This window comes from Proteiniborus sp. (assembly GCF_040308045.1).
Classification (GTDB): domain Bacteria; phylum Bacillota; class Clostridia; order Tissierellales; family Proteiniboraceae; genus Proteiniborus.
The window spans coordinates 1-16,520 of the sequence record NZ_JAWRHZ010000023.1; the positions used below are offsets into that span (position 1 = coordinate 1).

Here is a 16,520-nt window from a genome sequence, read left to right on the forward strand (position 1 = left end):
TTTTGAGTTCCCTTCGCCCTTGTTAATTTTTCTTTAGCATTTTCTTATTTTTGTCAAGGGTGGCGGGAGAACCTACTAGAAATTTGCTTTAGATGCACTATTTTTTGACTCTTATTTTTTCATAGAACTTTTTACATTACCTTTCTATTTCTGTTTTTGGATTAATCCGCAGTCTCGCAGTACAAATTTATTTGTTCGCTGTCGCTCACATAAATTTGGTGCTCGTTGCGTTTGACCTACCATCGATTTCCTGATAAAAACATTCAGGAAATCGGGTTAGGTCATAAAAAAAACAGTCCAAAAGGACTGCTTTAAACTGGTGACAAAAAATATATTAAATATGTTGCCAACAGATTAAAACTTTCCTTTCCAAATACGGGAGGCATAAGAATTTCTCCTTATACCCATCGGCTAGTCTTCTTGGCCACTGGCTTTAGAAGTTGAAGCTCGGAAAATTTGAGTAGATATTCATTTTTTCTCCTCTGGCAAAGCCTATGAGAGTTATATTAAGCTCTTTTGCCAACTCTATAGCAAGGCTTGTTGGTGCTGCTCTAGATACAAGTATAGGTATTTCTCTTTTAGCTGTTTTTATAAGCATTTCAGAGGATATTCGTCCGCTAACTAAAAGTATTTTATCAGTTAATTTCACATCATCATTCAATGCTCTTCCTAATACTTTATCTAATGCATTATGTCTCCCTATGTCTTCTTCAAATATAAGTATTTCATTGTTATTACATAACGCGCAGCTATGAACTCCTCCTGTACTTAAAAAAAGCTCTGAGTTTTTACTAAAACTTTTTACAAGATTTTTTATCTCATCTAATGTAATAGACATTTTATTTTTGATTTTTTTAGATTTAAATGAGTCAAGCACATTATAAAAAAGAGTACCTTTCCCGCAGCCTGATGTTATAGTTCTTTTCCCATATAGCTTTTCTATTAAGGAGTTTTCATTTTTTATCTTTACATATGAAATGCCTTTTTCTTTATCGATTTTAATATCAATAATGTCTGAGGTAGAGTTAATAAAACCATCCGAACTAAGAAAACCTATTGTTAAATATTTGAGAGACTTAGGGCTACATAATAGTGTAATAAGTTCTTCGTCATTTACAAATATTGTAAAAGGATATTCTGAAACTACTATGTCCTCTTCCTCTAAAACATCGCTACCCTTCACTCTCAGTATCTCAATTTTCTTTGTGTCCTTCATATTTCCTACCTCATTATTTATTAACTATATTATTTAGATAATCATTTAAATCTTCTTTCGTATTTAAGTTGAGGAACATATCCCAATTAGGGCTATATTTTCTGGCATCTTCTTCTCTAATATAATGTACTTCTACTTTATCTAACAAAGAATTAATTGACCTTCGATTGTTTAATAAATGCTCTTCTATTTTTTTCTTTAGCTTCTTTGAATAGAAGGCATTAAAAGGCTCAATCCAATTCCCAAACCTAGTGATGCATGCACAAGCATCTAAGTTCCTAATTCTTTCCTTCATATATCTAATATATTCAATATTTATATTAGGCATATCACATGCTATGAAGTATACAAGCTCATTTGAGGATTCATTTAGCCCTGCGTGAATACCACTTAAAGGTCCTTTTCCTACTATTATGTCACTAATAATTTTGTCGCTAAGACCTTGATAGTATTCAGGCTTATTAGTCACGATAATGATCTCATCAAACTCCTGTCTAAGTTTACTTATGAGACTATCCATGAGCCTTCTTTCATTGATTTTTATAAACTGCTTGTCAAAGCCCATTCTAGCACTTTTCCCACCTGCCAATATAACAGCAGTACCGAAGTTTCCCATATGCATCACCTATCTGGCACACTCACCAGTTCTACCAGTTAATATTTCAAGTCCATGATGTAAGCTATCAATAATATAATCTAAAGCTTCTTTTACAGCTTTTGGGCTTCCTGGTAAATTAACAATTAATGTGTCTTTCCTGATTCCTGATACAGCCCTAGATAACATAGCTCTAGGTGTAATACTTAGACTATAGTATCTAATTGCTTCTGCGATTCCAGGAGCCATTCGATCGCAAACATTTATAGTAGCCTCTGGAGTCACATCTCTTTTGCTAAAACCAGTTCCTCCAGTTGTTAATATTAAATCTACCTTTAGATCATCAGACATATGAATCATTTCTCTAGATAAATCCTCTTCATTGTCTGGAAGAATTATATACTTTTCAACAATATATCCTTTTCTCTCTAAAATATCAGAAATAACCTTGCCACTTAAATCTTCTCTTTCACCTTTTGAGCCTTTATCGCTGGCTGTAATTATTCCAACTCTAAACATTTTATCCTCCCCACGGAAGATTCATGTATTCTTTCATTCTTCTATCATATTCTGATTTGAATAATTTTTCATGACCATCTTCCCACTTAGCTAGCTTTTCAAAAATTTCTTTTGCAATTTCATCATCAGCATTATCCGCTGCTTTTCTATAAAACTCAGCATAATCCCTTTCAATTAGATAAGCCATTCTTAACACAGTTAAATCTGGTATATCAGACTCCCTTAATGTTTCAGCTATGTGCTCAGATTTTTCTCTAGATTCAAAAATATTGCTTTCATCTCTATTGAACTTTTCTGAGTCTATTTTGAATGAATCTGTTTCAAGGTATTCATCAAGCTGTTCTTTAATAAAATAATAATGTTCCATTTCAACTTCTGCTAAATCTAAAAATAACTTTTCTGTAGTTGGATTACTGAACTTTTCAGCTTTCTCTTTAAAAAAGTTATGTCCATCAAGCTCCATCTGCATTGCATATCTCATTATTTGCTCGTACTTTTTCATAGATATCAGCTCCCTAACTTTTGAATTTTCACAGCGGCTACTTTTAGCTCAGGTATTTTTGCTATTGAATCTAGTTTACTGTTAGTAATATAGTTTGCCGCACCTTCCGCAAAGTGGAATGGCATAAAGAGTACACCTTCCTCTATTATATCAGTGACCTTTGCAATTGTAATTACTTCACCACGTCTTGAAGCTATTTTTATCTTTTCTCCATCAGATATGCCAAGTTTCATTGCAGTTACTTCATTTATTTCAACGTAGGATTCAGAAGATATCGCGTTTAATCCTTCTACTTTTCCTGTCATAGTTCTAGTATGATAATGATATAGTATTCTACCTGTTGTAAATATAAATGGATATTCTGAATCTGCAACTTCTGCACTAACTGTGTATTCTAGTGGCATAAATAATCCTCTACCTCTTGCTATAGAAGCTTTGTGAAGATACTTTGTACCAGGATGGTTTTTGTCTGGGCATGGCCATTGAATACCATTTCCATCTAATCTGTCATAGCTAATACCTGCATATGATGGAGTAACAGATGCAATTTCGTCCATTATTTCTGAAGGATTATTATACTTCTTAGTATATCCTAGTTCATTCATAATCTCCATTATTATTTGCCAATCTGGTTTTGAATCTCCAACTGGGTTTATTGCCTTTCTAACTCTTTGAACTCTTCTCTCTGTGTTAGTAAATGTTCCGTCTTTTTCTGCGAAGGATGCTGCAGGCAATACAACATCAGCAAGTTCAGCTGTTTCAGTTAAGAAAATATCTTGTACAACTAAAAAATCAAGATTATTAAGAGCTTTCTTCACATGATTTATATCTGGATCTGATACCATTGGATTCTCACCCATTATATAGAGAAACTTAACTTCACCTTTTTCTGACCCATCAAGAATTTCAGGAATAGTCAAACCAATTTTTGTTGAGAGTTTAGCATCCCATGCTTTTTCAAATTTTTCTATTACTTCTGGTTTAAACACTTTTTGATATCCTGTTAAGTCTGCTGGTAGTCCACCCATATCACAGGCACCTTGAACATTGTTCTGTCCTCTTAGTGGATTTACTCCTGCTGATTCTTTTCCAATATTTCCACAGAGTAGTGCTAGATTTGACACAGACATAACAGCATGAGTTCCTGTAGTATGTTGTGTTATTCCCATTGCATAATATATACCAGCTTTATCTGCTTCTGCGTAGATAAGTGCTGCTTTAACTATATCTTCTGAATTGACACCGCATATCTCAGCAACTGCTTCTGGTGTATAATCTTTAACAGCTTTCTCTAATTCTTCATAGTTTTCTGTTCTTTCTTCTATATAAGCTTTATCTTGTAATCCTCTTTCAATGATCACATTCATCATAGCATTTATTAAAGCAATATTAGTTCCTGGTTTAATTTGAAGGAATACATCTGCATAATCAGCTAATTCTATTCTTCTTGGATCTGCAACAATAAGCTTTGCGCCTTTTTTCTTTGCGCGCTTAATTAATGTTCCTATTATAGGATGGTTTTCGGTAGTGTTCGATCCAATTACAAACATTGCATCATTATTTAATACCTCTTCAATACTATTAGTCATAGCTCCGCTTCCAAGTGTAGTTGCAAGCCCTGCAACTGTTGAAGAGTGTCAGAGGCGCGCGCAGTGATCTATATTATTTGTACCTATCACTGCTCTGAATAGCTTCTGGAACAAGTAGTTTTCTTCATTGGTACATCTAGCAGATGTAAGTCCTGCAAATACATCTGCACCATATTCACTCTTTGTTCCATTTACTTTATCTCTTATAAGTTCATATGCTTCTTCCCAAGTAGCTTCCTCAAACTTACCGTTTCTTTTTATAAGAGGAGTTTTTAATCTGTCAGGATGATTAATAAATGGATATGCAAATTTACCCTTAACACATAAAAGACCATTATTTGATGGCCCCTTTGCTGGCTCCACTCCTACTACTTTATTGCCTTTCACTAACAAATCCATTTGACAGCCTACTCCACAGTATGAGCATGTTGTTCTTACTTTCCTTGTTTCCCATAGTCTAAATATTTCTTTTGATTTAGGTTCGAGTGCACCTACAGGACATACAGATACGCAGTTCCCACAAGAAACGCATTTAGATTCCGATAGTCCTTCATCAAAAGGAGTAGCTACTTTCGTAATAAATCCTCTATCGCTAAGGCCAATAGCATTTGTGCCTTGAAGCTCAGAACATACTCTCACACATTTACCACAAAGTATACATTTGTTTTGATCACTAATGTAAAAATGATTAGAGTCATCTATGGCATAGTTTTTCTTAGCTCCTTTATAACTCCCTTCAGTAATTCCATACTCATAGCAGTAATTTTGGAGACTACAAGATCCTGATTTTTTACAAGTAAGGCAATCAAGTGGATGATTTGAAATCATTAAGTCCAGAATATTTCTTCTCGCTTGCATTACTTTTTCGCTATGGGTTTGTATAACCATACCTTGTTCTACTTTTGTAGAACAAGCAGTCATAAGGTTTCTTTTACCTTCAATTTCTACTACACATAATCTACATGCTGCATGGGGTTCTAATCGATCATCATGACATAAGGTAGGTATATTTATCCCAATCTCTCTACACACTTCAAGTATTGTCTTACCCTCAGATGCTTCATATTGTTTCTTGTTTATGGTAATATTAACCATATATTATTCCCCCTTACCATTTTTCCCTTCAGCTAACTCAATCTTTTCAATAACCTTTGTCAGCTCTAACGCCTCACTCCAACTACTCTCAATAAACTTACCATCTTGCTTTGTAAAAGGCTGTTCGGGGTTGTCAACATGTATTAGTTCAGTAGTCAGCCTTCCTTTTAGGCATAAAGGTCTTCCAGTTCCCGGTTTCTTAGCTCTGATAGCAACTTTCTTTCCATTCTTTTTTATGACCTCGAAGTCGCAACCATATTGACAGCTTTTACATTTTACGTCCTCTATTTCAAACTCCCATGTTCTCCCTTTAGAAGTAGCTCTTCTATCAATTAAAGCACCAGTAGGACATACAGACACACATCTATTACAAGAAACACATTTGGATTCTTCTAAACTAAAATCTGCATCTGCTACTATTCTAGTTTCGAAACCTCTTTCTGCAAATGACAGCACTTGTCTATCAGACACTTGAGAACAAGTTCTTACACATTTGCTACAAAGTATGCATTTACTACTATCTCTTAAAATATAGGGACTAGATGTATCAGAAAACACCTTTCTTCTATCTCCATTATGCTCTCTGAACTTAACATCATATCTATATGCATATCTTTGAAGTAAACATTCTCCAGATTTTTCACAAGTTAAACAATCATTTGGATGGTTGTCAAGTAATAGCTGGAGAATAGTCTTTCTCATTTTTATTACTTTTTCGCTTTCCGTATATACTACCATTCCTTCTGACACAAGCGTAGAACATGATGTTTGAAGCTTAGGGCTTCCCTTAATCTCTACTATGCATAGTCTACATGATGAGACTATTTCTAAATCCTTATCATAGCAAAGTGCTGGAATTTCAATACCAAGCTTTTCAGCTGCTTGTAGAACAGTAAGGTTTTCAGGGACTGTGACTTTTTGGTCATCTATAGTCAACGTAATAAGGCTCATTTCCTATCCTCCTATTCTTTATTTTTTGATTATTGCATTTACTGGACATGCAGCTTGGCATGCACCGCACTTAATACATTTATCTGAATCTATTACATGGCGCTCTTTTACTTTTCCAGAAATGCATGATGCTGGACAATTTCTAGCACATTTAGTACAGCCAATACATTTATCAGTAATGAAGTATTGTAATAATGCTTGGCATGCTCCTGCTGGACATTTTTTGTCATAAACATGAGCTTCATATTCATGTCTGAAGTATTTTAGTGTAGATAATACAGGGTTTGGAGCTGTCTGGCCTAATCCACAAAGTGATGCTGCTTTTATAGTTTCAGCTAAACTTTCAAGTTTTTCTATATCTCCTGGTTCTCCTTCTCCTCTAGTTATTTTTTCTAGTATTTCTAGCATTCTCTTAGTACCTTCTCTACATGGAGTACATTTACCACATGACTCATCTACAGTGAAATCTAAGAAGAATCTTGCTATATCAACCATACAAGTGTCTTCATCCATTACGATCATTCCACCTGAGCCCATCATGGAACCAAGAGCAACAAGAGTCTCATACTCTATTGGAGTATCCAAGTGATCAGATGTAAGGCATCCGCCAGAAGGACCGCCAGTTTGAACTGCTTTAAATTTCTTTCCATTTGGAATACCGCCACCTATATCATAAATAACTTCACGTAAAGTTGTACCCATAGGTATCTCAACTAAACCAGTATTATTTATTTTACCACCCAATGCGAACACCTTTGTTCCAGGTGATCTTTCGGTTCCAACTTGTCTAAACCAATCTGCCCCATACAATAATATTTTTGGAACGTTTGCATAGGTCTCAACATTATTTATTAATGTAGGTTTTTGCCAGAGTCCTTTATTAGCAGGAAATGGTGGCTTATTTCTAGGCATACCTCTTTCACCTTCAATAGAAGCTATAAGAGCTGTCTCTTCACCACAAACAAATGCTCCAGCTCCAAGTCTTATCTCCATATCGAAGCTAAAATCAGTACCAAAAATATTTTTCCCAAGTAAACCTTTTTCTCTTGCCTGATCTATTGCAATTTGTAATCTTCTTACTGCTATAGGATACTCAGCTCTTATATAAACATATCCTTGATCTGAGCCAACAGCATAGCCTGCAATAGTCATAGCCTCTACAAGTGAGTGAGGGTCTCCTTCTAGAACACTTCTGTCCATAAATGCCCCTGGGTCTCCCTCGTCAGCATTACATAAAACATATTTTTTATCACCTTTAGCATCAGATGTAAATTGCCACTTTAGCCCTGTTGGGAATCCAGCCCCCCCCCTACCACGTAGACCAGAAGCTTTAACAATATCTATAACTTGTTGAGGAGTCATTTCTGTAACAACTTTTCCTAAAGCCTCATAACCATTGTAAGCAATATACTCTGTAATATCTTCTGGATTGATAACTCCGCAGTGGCTTAGTACTATTCTCTTCTGTTTGCTATAAAACTCTACTTGATTAAGAGATTTAATTGTATCTTCATCTATTGCGCCTTTATACAGTAATCTCTTTACTATTCTACCTTTATATAGATGCTCTTCTACTATTTCATTTACATCTTCGATTTTAATATGACTATAAAACGCACCTTCTGGATATACTATTACAATAGGGCCTGCTTCACAAAGACCAAAGCATCCTGTTCTTACGACCTTTACCTCGTTATCTAGTCCTTTTTCTTTTAATATTTCATTAAACTTGATTTCAATTTGATCTGATTTTGAAGAAGTACATCCTGTACCTCCACATATTAAGACATGTGACCTAAACATTTCCATTATTTTTCCCCCTTGCTTTGTTTGTTTCTAAATAATTTAAACTTTACAACATATTAATTAGTTAAACAAGAGATGTTAATAATTTAACAAGTTAAAGCTTCAACCTGTTTCACCTTTTGAATTACTAGTGTTTGTTTAATTTGAGATAACAATCTAAATTGATATTTCCTGTAACGTTCTCCTAGAATTAGAAATAGTCTTATCATAAGCAAACTTTAGCAAAACTACTACTAAATATTTTCTTGAGCTCCAATAGTATACTCGGTTACTATTCTACCGTTTACTATATGTTCCAATACTACTTTTTTTGCTTTCTCAGGATCCATATTAACATAAGTTACTTTTTCCTCACCTTTTCTATAGACTTCCACTATAGGCTCAAGTCTACAAACACCTATGCAACCAGTTTGTGTTACTGTAACATCGTCTAACTTTCTCTTATTAACCTCTTCAACTAGCGTCATTAGTACAGGTCTTGCACCTGCAGAAATACCGCATGTAGCCATACCAACTACAATTCTAGTATTAGAATTTTGCGTCCTTAGGTCTATCTTTTCTAATGCCTCATCTCTAATCTTTTTCAACTCTTCTAATGATTTCATTAATACACCCCCGAAAACTAATAGTTTAAAATTTCTATTCGACTTTTGCTATTTTGTCTTTTGTTATTTCATATATTTATCAATAATACCCTCAACATCTTCTACTTTTAATCTTCCGTATACATCCTCATTTACTGTCATTACTGGAGCTAATCCACATGCACCTATGCATCTTGTTGCCTGTAATGAAAATTTCCTGTCTGGTGTTGTCCCTCCTACTTGAATATTCAACTTTTCTTTTATCTTGTCAAGTATTGCCTGTGAGCCTTTTACATAACAAGCTGTTCCTAAACAAACTCCCACCTGATACTGACCTTTTGGTATTAATGTGAATTGTGAGTAAAATGTTACTACACCATAAATTTCTGCCAAAGGTACATTTAGGCCTTCTGATATTATCGTCTGTACTTCAATAGGTAAATATCCAAATAGCTTTTGTGCTTCATGAAGTACAGGCATTACAGCACCTTTGGTATCTTTGTGTTTTTCAATGACTTTTTTTAATTCATTAATCTTTTCCTCGTTTTGCTTCCAGTCAAACTTAAAATCCATTGAACAGAGCCCCCTTTATTTTTTATAAAATTAAATCTCACTTATAGATAATTAAATAGTGAGTAAGTGTGATTAAATTTTCATTAGTTTATATTAGTTGTCTATAAAAATGGTTAAAGTCAAATAATTTTTGATTAGTTTAGATAAGATTTTGGCTTTACTTTATATCAAGAACTGCGTAAATGATAAGTATGATAACATTAATGTATATTATATGAATATTCTTTGGTATATGATTTAAAGACTACTCAGTTTTTAGTTTCTATTTATTATATATAAAGAGAAAATATAAACTTGTTAGTCCTTCAATTAGCTTTAAGAACACAAAGATATTATACATTAGTTTCTAATTACTGTCAATCTTCCTAGCTTCTTGTTTAGCTTTTTCAATTACTTAAAAACAAGTTAAGAAATATCAATAAAACAAGGTATATTTAGAGAGATATTTATTCTCTCTAAATGTTGAGTCATAAGGTTTACAATTATAATTTAATTATACCTTCTATTATAATTATAGCCTTGCCTCCTACCTTAACTATGTTTCTTTTCTCATTGCTTTCAATTTTACATAGTATTTTACTTGGTCTATTCATATATTCTCCTTGATTTGCTATCATTGTATCTAACTTTAATACATTGCTCTTTTTTAAGTAGTAAATAAGTGCACCATTGGCTGTTCCAGTTGCAGCTTCTTCATATATACCTACCGATGGTGCAAAGTTTCTACAATGTGTTATGCCTTCATTGAAATCATCTAAAGCAAATACATGCATTCCCACAGCATTTTTACTAGCACAAAAGCCATCCATTTTCCAGAAATCAATATTAGCCGATTTCAATATTTTTTCATCCTTTACAGGAATAATAATATCTTTTAATCCTGTACTTATGATTTCTGGCTTTAAATCATGGCCTTTTAAGCCTAGTTCTTTTTTATTAATTCCAAGTATTTTTGATATTTCATCTAAATTATCAATTTCACCAAATGATTTAGGACTATCTTGATGCATTAGTACTTCAACAACATCGTCATTATCAAAATACAATTCTACAGGAAGTAAACCTATTTTAGTTTTCTGTGTTACTTCAACTTTTGTTTTACCATCAGGTCTAATGTATCCTTTTTTCCCTAATGCATAAAAGGTAGCTATAGTAGCATGCCCACACAAATCAACCTCGCTTTTAGGAGTAAAGAATCTAACTTCAAAGCAGTTTTTGTTAATTTTATTTACAAATGCTGTTTCTGGAAGATTCATCTCATTTGCGATTTTTTGCATATCTTTTTCAGATAGGCCTTTAGCATCTGGAACTACCCCAGCAGGATTCCCCCCGAAAGGCTTATCTGTAAAAGCATCTACTTGATAAATAATAGCCTCCATTTTTTACCTCCTATAACGAAGTTAAAACCTTATACTGATATGTAATTATATCAAATTTACTTAGCTTTAAATATGGAATTAATTTACGGTTTGTTTTTATTATCAAGACAACATAGTTGACTTCATTTTTACGTGTATTTGATAAGTTGGTTTATTATGTTTCACGTGAAACATGATTTATAAAAAATAAAAACAGAAAATGTTTCACGTGAAACATTTTATTTTGAAAGTAGTTCCAAAATTCTTTCTAGATCATCTTCGTTATAATATTCAATTTCAATTTTTCCCTTTTTTCTTCCTTTAGAAATCAACACTTTTGTGCCAAAAACTTTTCTTAATGATTCTTCAATTTCTAATATAATTGGGTCCTTTGCTTTCTGCTTACTTTTATTGTCAGAGGTTTTTTTTCCATTTTCATCTAAAAATTTTTTCACAAGTTTTTCTGTTTCTCTCACGCTTAAATTATTTTTGATTATTGCCTGGCTTAGATGTAATCTGGCATCCCTGTCTTCAACAGACAATAAGGTTCGTCCATGTCCACTAGAAATGCTTCCTTCGACTATTAGTTCTATAATCTCATCTTCGAGATTTAAAAGTCTCATTATATTAGATATATATGACCTACTCTTACCAACAGCTTGAGATATTTCTTCCTGAGTTAGTTTGTATCTTTCAGATAAATTCTTATAAGCCATAGCTTCTTCAATTGCATTTAAGTTTTCTCTTTGTATGTTTTCTATTAAGGCAATTTGAGTAACTTCAGCTAGATTCAATTCTTTTATTAAAGCCGGGATCTCATTTAGTCCTGCCTTTCTAGCTGCCCTCCATCTTCTTTCACCTGCAACGATTTCATAACCATCTTTTCTCCTTCTTACAATGATAGGTTGAATTACGCCGTGCCTTTGAACCGATTTAACAAGTTCACCAAGAGTATCTTCATCAAAATCTTTTCTTGGTTGCTCTCTATTTGGTTCAATAAGAGAAATATCGATAAAATGAATTCTTTCATCATTAGATTCTGTTTCAGCAATATCAATTAAAGGTTCATCTGGAATCAAAGCAGATAACCCCTTACCTAACCCTCTCTTTTTCACAGACACAAATAATCACTCCTCAATATATTCTAAAAATTCATTTGCCAATTCCATGTATGCTTCAGCACCCTTAGATTTTGCATCATAATCAATTATTGGAAGTCCATAACTTGGAGCTTCAGCTAATCTAACATTTCTAGGAATTATTGTGGTATAAACCTTACCTCTGAAAAATTTTTTCACCTCATCTACTACTTGAATTGACAAATTCGTCCTTCCATCAAACATACTAAGTACGACTCCTTGTATTTCAAGGTTAGGGTTTAAGCTGGACTTTACCAGCTTAATAGTATTCATGAGTTGACTAACGCCTTCAAGAGCATAATATTCACATTGAATAGGTATTATAACGCTATCAGAAGAAACTAAAGCATTAATTGTCAAAAGGCCTAATGAAGGTGGGCAATCAACAAAAATAAAATCATAATCATCTTTAACTGGCTCTAGTGAATTTTTTAAAGTAAGTTCTCTATTTTTTACATCTGTAAGTTCTATTTCAGCTCCAGCTAACTCTGTATTTGAAGGAACTATATCCAAATTTTCTACGTTTGTACCTTGAATTATTTCCTTTATATTCACTCCATTAATTAAGGCATCATAAATAGAAAAACTAATATTAGTCTTATTTACACCAAAACCACTGGTTGTATTACCTTGAGGATCAATATCTATAACTAGAATTTTTTTCCCTAAACTCGCTAAACAAGCACTGAGGTTTACATTTGTTGTTGTCTTCCCTACTCCCCCTTTCTGATTAAAAACAGAAATTATCGTTCCCATATATTACACCTCACTTTCTAAAAATCTTATTAAGTATATTATAATAAAAAAGTTCAAATATTCTCCCTAGATTATATTTCGTCAATAAAAAAAATAATCCTTCTCATATATTAAAAGTATAATAAGTTAAATAGACAAAAAAAGAAAAAGCTCCTATTTTAAGTTAAGGATAAAAAAAGCTTAGTATATCATTTGATATACTAAGCTAAAAAAATAACGACTAAGCGTTTTTCGCTTTTGGTATCTTTACTGTTACTTCTATAAAATCGCCCATGTCCTTCTGCTCATACCTTGCATCTACTCCACTTTCTTTAATTGCAGCAAAAGCATTGCGTAAAGTATTTAAATAAATTTTAAAATTAATCATTCCTTTAATATTTTGTTTATGTATTGTCTCCTCTTCTTTAGTTAAATCTTCAAGGATGCTTTTTATCAAACTCTCAGTCTTTTTAACAGTTAAATCTTTTTTTATAACTTTGTCCAAAACTTGAATTTGCATTTCCTCGTCAGGTAGTTTCAAAAGTGCTCTTGCATGTCTCTCAGTTAAAGCATTTTCGATTATTAACTTCTTAACTTCATCTGACAGCCTAAGAATTCTAAGTTTGTTTGCTATTGTAGACTGATTTTTCCCTACTTTTTCAGCCAATTCTTGTTGAGTAAGTCCATGATCATTAATTAAACTATAATATCCTTCAGCTTCTTCTATAAAATTTAAATCTTCTCGCTGTAAATTCTCTATAAGGGCGATTACAGCAGAATCCTTGTCCACAAACCTGACAACAATGGCAGGTATGGTTTCTAGCTCGGCTATTTCAGCAGCTCTAAGCCTTCTTTCACCTGCTACCAACTCATAGCTTTCTTCTCCAATCTTCCTAACACTAACAGGCTGAATCACCCCATATGTTTTAATAGATTGACTTAATTCTTCCAATGCCCTTTTACTAAAGTTCTTCCTTGGCTGATAAGGGTTAGGTTTTATAGATTTTATCGGAATGTAGTTAATCTCATTACTTAAATTATTCATAGTATCATCCCTCTCATGTAAGGTAACTCAACATTATATATTGTATTTCTATATAAATGTATTCTTTCCTTCTTGAAATATTGAATTTCTTAGATTTTCGTTCTACAATATAACCTAATTTTTTATATATTATAACGGATTTTTCTTGATCTTCCCTGCTTGTCTAGGGTATTTTGTCGGAGTATGACTTATTTTTCTTATTACTAATAGACTATGTATAATATTACTTTTAGGAATTCTTATGTTTATTTTATCTTCTATCTTACCACCTAATACTTTAATAGCCTTTTCAGCCTCTTTTATCTCTTCTTCAGATTCTGACCCTTTCATAGCTATAAAGTATCCATTTATCTTTACAAAAGGTAAGCAATATTCAGAAAGAATGTTTAAAGATGCTACTGCTCTCGATACTGCCACATCAAATTTTTCTCTATAGTCTTGATTATTCCCAAGATCTTCTGCTCTTTCATGTAGAGTCTGTATATTATTAAGATTAAGCTCTTTTACTACTTCATCTAAAAACTTTAACCTCTTTTTTAAGCTATCCAACAGCACTACTTCGACGCCTTCTTCAACTATTTTAATAGGAACTCCAGGAAAGCCTCCACCTGTACCAATGTCTATGATCCGTTTGCTACCTGAAATCTTGCCTGTCTTAAAAATAGTTAAGCTATCTAAAAAATGTTTAATATCAATTTCATTATCATCAGTAATAGCTGTTATGTTGATTTTTTCGTTCCATTCTTTTAAAAGGCTCTTATATATTTTAAATTTATCCAATTTATCATTATCTAAATCTAAATTAAGCTCAGAAATACCACATATTAAAGTATCTATATTGCTCATTGTTTTCACCTCAAACATTTATTCAAAAGCAGTGAGTCATAAGGTTAACCCGACTCACTTATTTAATCTTCTTTGTTGCTCTAGATATATTAGTAGCACATTAATATCTGCGGGATTAACTCCAGCAATCCTAGAAGCTTGCCCAACAGATTCAGGCTTCATTGAATTAAGCTTCTGCCTTGCCTCAAGTCTTAACCCTTTTATCTGACTATAGTCAATGTCCTCGGAAAGCTTTTTACCCTCAAGCTTTTTAAATTGCTCTATCTGTCTCATCTGTTTATCTATATAACCTTTATATTTAATTTCTGTTTCCACCTGTAGCCTAATTTCTCTATTTAAATTAGGTCTTTCTAAGTCTATTTCCTTTAATGATTCGTAAGTAATTTCAGGTCTTTTTATCATATCATGAAGTGAGGTTGGGGTTTTAAGAGGTGCCGATTTTAATCCAGTTAAGAATTCATTCGTCTCTTTTGTAGGAGTTATAACCACACTTTTAAGTCTATTTATTTCTATCTCTACTTGATTCTTTTTATTCAACATTTTATTATATCTATCTTCTGAAACCAGACCAATATCATAAGCTTTTTTAGTTAACCTAATGTCAGCATTATCTTGCCTTAAAGTAAGCCTGTACTCAGCCCTTGATGTCATCATTCTATATGGTTCAGTGATATCCTTTGTGACTATATCATCTATTAAAACCCCAATATAAGCCTCCGATCTATCTAATATTAATGGTTCTTCTTCTCTAAGTTTAAGTACTGCATTAATCCCTGCTACAATTCCTTGAGCAGCGGCTTCTTCATAACCAGAAGTTCCATTAATTTGACCAGCAAAAAATAAATTATCGATTTCTTTATGCTCTAAAGATCTCTTTAACTGAGTAGCATCTATACAATCATATTCTATAGCATATGCGGTTCTCATAATTTTAGCATTTTCAAGCCCGGGTATTGTTCTAAGCATTTTTTCTTGAATTTCTTCAGGTAAAGTTGTAGACATTCCCTGCACATACATTTCACAAGTGTCCAATCCTTCTGGCTCAATAAAAACTTGATGGTGAGTCTTATCTGCAAATCTTATAACCTTATCCTCTATAGAAGGACAATATCTTGGTCCTACGCTTTCCATTACCCCAGCATACATAGGAGATCTATCTATATTATCTCTAATTATTTTATGAGTTTCTTCAGTAGTATAGGTTAAATAACATGGTACTTGCTCTATTTCTAATTTATCATTCATAAATGAAAAAGGAATTAATTCTTCGTCTCCAGGCTGTATTTCCATCTTGCTAAAATCAATAGAATCTCTATGTACCCTAGCAGGAGTACCTGTTTTAAATCTTCTTATCTTAAGTCCTAGATTTTTTAAACAAGGAGATAGCTTATTTGCAGGATATAGTCCATAAGGACCACTTTCAAAGTTCACTTCTCCTATAAATATTCTTCCTCTTAAATATGTTCCTGTACAAACAATAATTATATCTGCATCATATATTGCACCTGTATTTGTCAGTATTCCTTTTACCTTATTGTTTTCAATAAAAATATCGAATACTTCTCCCTGCCTCAGATCAAGATTTTCTTGCTTTTCTAATGTATTTTTCATTATAGATTGGTATTGCTTTTTATCAGTTTGCCCTCTTAATGAATGTACCGCTGGTCCTTTAGATGCGTTCAACATCTTAAGTTGTATCACAGATTTGTCAATAACCTTTCCCATTTCTCCACCTAGAGCATCTACTTCTCTTACTAAATGTCCCTTTCCTGTTCCTCCAATATTAGGATTACAAGCAAGTAATGCAATAGCATCAAGGCTTAATGTCAGTAATAATGTTTTTTTTCCCAGCCTAGCAGTAGCAAGAGCTGCTTCACACCCAGCATGACCTGCACCTATAACTATTACATCATATTTTCCAGCAAAATATTTATAATCACTTTTCATAATAAGGATACCTCCTACAT

Annotated in this window: 15 protein-coding genes and 1 riboswitch; all 15 genes read right to left on the reverse strand. The window is 33.0% G+C overall.

The genetic code is table 11. From position 1 onward, the window contains the following. Positions 1 to 346: 346 nt before the first annotated feature. Positions 347 to 465, reverse strand: a riboswitch (molybdenum cofactor riboswitch). Further along, positions 434 to 1,216, reverse strand: a complete 783-nt coding sequence (gene fdhD, locus ABV008_RS04145) for a formate dehydrogenase accessory sulfurtransferase FdhD (RefSeq protein WP_352418558.1) — start codon at positions 1,214 to 1,216, stop codon at positions 434 to 436. Its footprint overlaps the riboswitch before it by 32 nt. A 13-nt stretch (positions 1,217 to 1,229) precedes the next feature. Continuing rightward, a complete protein-coding gene (gene mobA / locus ABV008_RS04150; RefSeq protein ID WP_352418559.1) occupies positions 1,230 to 1,832 on the reverse strand; it encodes a molybdenum cofactor guanylyltransferase in 603 nt (200 codons plus the stop codon). 9 nt (positions 1,833 to 1,841) lie between these two features. After that, positions 1,842 to 2,330, reverse strand: coding sequence for a MogA/MoaB family molybdenum cofactor biosynthesis protein (locus ABV008_RS04155; protein ID WP_352418560.1), 489 nt, complete (start codon positions 2,328 to 2,330; stop codon positions 1,842 to 1,844). Position 2,331: 1 nt separating this feature from the next. Then, a complete protein-coding gene (locus ABV008_RS04160; RefSeq protein WP_352418561.1) occupies positions 2,332 to 2,832 on the reverse strand; it encodes a ferritin-like domain-containing protein in 501 nt (166 codons plus the stop codon). 5 nt (positions 2,833 to 2,837) lie between these two features. Further along, positions 2,838 to 5,516: a formate dehydrogenase subunit alpha gene (fdhF, locus tag ABV008_RS04165; RefSeq protein WP_352418562.1), complete on the reverse strand. Its 2,679-nt coding sequence runs from the start codon at positions 5,514 to 5,516 to the stop codon at positions 2,838 to 2,840. A gap of 3 nt (positions 5,517 to 5,519) precedes the next feature. Then, positions 5,520 to 6,467, reverse strand: a complete 948-nt coding sequence (locus tag ABV008_RS04170) for an NADH-quinone oxidoreductase subunit G (RefSeq protein ID WP_352418563.1) — start codon at positions 6,465 to 6,467, stop codon at positions 5,520 to 5,522. 18 nt (positions 6,468 to 6,485) lie between these two features. Next, positions 6,486 to 8,276 carry an NADH-quinone oxidoreductase subunit NuoF gene (gene nuoF / locus ABV008_RS04175; RefSeq protein WP_352418564.1) on the reverse strand — a complete coding sequence of 597 codons (1,791 nt, stop codon included), beginning with the start codon at positions 8,274 to 8,276 and terminating at the stop codon, positions 6,486 to 6,488. Between the two features lie 230 nt (positions 8,277 to 8,506). Beyond that, positions 8,507 to 8,878, reverse strand: a complete 372-nt coding sequence (locus tag ABV008_RS04180; RefSeq protein WP_352418565.1) for a (2Fe-2S) ferredoxin domain-containing protein — start codon at positions 8,876 to 8,878, stop codon at positions 8,507 to 8,509. A gap of 63 nt (positions 8,879 to 8,941) precedes the next feature. Then, positions 8,942 to 9,430 carry an NADH-quinone oxidoreductase subunit NuoE family protein gene (locus tag ABV008_RS04185; RefSeq protein WP_352418566.1) on the reverse strand — a complete coding sequence of 163 codons (489 nt, stop codon included), beginning with the start codon at positions 9,428 to 9,430 and terminating at the stop codon, positions 8,942 to 8,944. A 482-nt stretch (positions 9,431 to 9,912) separates the two neighbouring features. Beyond that, positions 9,913 to 10,809 (reverse strand): PhzF family phenazine biosynthesis protein, encoded by an 897-nt coding sequence (locus ABV008_RS04190; protein ID WP_352418567.1) that lies wholly within the window; start codon positions 10,807 to 10,809, stop codon positions 9,913 to 9,915. A gap of 218 nt (positions 10,810 to 11,027) precedes the next feature. Then, complete coding sequence (locus tag ABV008_RS04195) at positions 11,028 to 11,909, reverse strand: ParB/RepB/Spo0J family partition protein (protein WP_352418568.1); 882 nt, start codon at positions 11,907 to 11,909, stop codon at positions 11,028 to 11,030. 6 nt (positions 11,910 to 11,915) lie between these two features. Then, on the reverse strand, positions 11,916 to 12,683 hold the full coding sequence (locus ABV008_RS04200; RefSeq protein WP_352418569.1) for a ParA family protein: 768 nt from the start codon (positions 12,681 to 12,683) through the stop codon (positions 11,916 to 11,918). Positions 12,684 to 12,903: 220 nt separating this feature from the next. Further along, the gene (gene noc, locus ABV008_RS04205) at positions 12,904 to 13,707 is read right to left on the reverse strand and encodes a nucleoid occlusion protein (RefSeq protein ID WP_352418570.1); all 804 of its coding nucleotides are present in this window, start codon (positions 13,705 to 13,707) and stop codon (positions 12,904 to 12,906) included. A gap of 129 nt (positions 13,708 to 13,836) precedes the next feature. Then, positions 13,837 to 14,553, reverse strand: a complete 717-nt coding sequence (gene rsmG / locus ABV008_RS04210; RefSeq protein ID WP_352418571.1) for a 16S rRNA (guanine(527)-N(7))-methyltransferase RsmG — start codon at positions 14,551 to 14,553, stop codon at positions 13,837 to 13,839. A 54-nt stretch (positions 14,554 to 14,607) separates the two neighbouring features. Next, a complete protein-coding gene (gene mnmG, locus ABV008_RS04215) occupies positions 14,608 to 16,500 on the reverse strand; it encodes a tRNA uridine-5-carboxymethylaminomethyl(34) synthesis enzyme MnmG (RefSeq protein ID WP_352418572.1) in 1,893 nt (630 codons plus the stop codon). Positions 16,501 to 16,520 lie beyond the last annotated feature (20 nt).

What these genes read in the sequence shown, in the direction of transcription:
- ABV008_RS04200 (WP_352418569.1), bottom strand. Translation starts at nt 12,683, where the DNA reads ATGGGAACGATAATTTCTGTTTTTAATCAGAAAGGGGGAGTAGGGAAG.
- ABV008_RS04180 (WP_352418565.1), bottom strand. Translation starts at nt 8,878, where the DNA reads ATGAAATCATTAGAAGAGTTGAAAAAGATTAGAGATGAGGCATTAGAA.
- ABV008_RS04155 (WP_352418560.1), bottom strand. Translation starts at nt 2,330, where the DNA reads ATGTTTAGAGTTGGAATAATTACAGCCAGCGATAAAGGCTCAAAAGGT.
- mnmG (WP_352418572.1), bottom strand. Translation starts at nt 16,500, where the DNA reads ATGAAAAGTGATTATAAATATTTTGCTGGAAAATATGATGTAATAGTT.
- rsmG (WP_352418571.1), bottom strand. Translation starts at nt 14,553, where the DNA reads ATGAGCAATATAGATACTTTAATATGTGGTATTTCTGAGCTTAATTTA.
- fdhD (WP_352418558.1), bottom strand. Translation starts at nt 1,216, where the DNA reads ATGAAGGACACAAAGAAAATTGAGATACTGAGAGTGAAGGGTAGCGAT.
- ABV008_RS04170 (WP_352418563.1), bottom strand. Translation starts at nt 6,467, where the DNA reads ATGAGCCTTATTACGTTGACTATAGATGACCAAAAAGTCACAGTCCCT.
- noc (WP_352418570.1), bottom strand. Translation starts at nt 13,707, where the DNA reads ATGAATAATTTAAGTAATGAGATTAACTACATTCCGATAAAATCTATA.
- nuoF (WP_352418564.1), bottom strand. Translation starts at nt 8,276, where the DNA reads ATGGAAATGTTTAGGTCACATGTCTTAATATGTGGAGGTACAGGATGT.
- ABV008_RS04190 (WP_352418567.1), bottom strand. Translation starts at nt 10,809, where the DNA reads ATGGAGGCTATTATTTATCAAGTAGATGCTTTTACAGATAAGCCTTTC.
- ABV008_RS04185 (WP_352418566.1), bottom strand. Translation starts at nt 9,430, where the DNA reads ATGGATTTTAAGTTTGACTGGAAGCAAAACGAGGAAAAGATTAATGAA.
- ABV008_RS04160 (WP_352418561.1), bottom strand. Translation starts at nt 2,832, where the DNA reads ATGAAAAAGTACGAGCAAATAATGAGATATGCAATGCAGATGGAGCTT.
- mobA (WP_352418559.1), bottom strand. Translation starts at nt 1,832, where the DNA reads ATGGGAAACTTCGGTACTGCTGTTATATTGGCAGGTGGGAAAAGTGCT.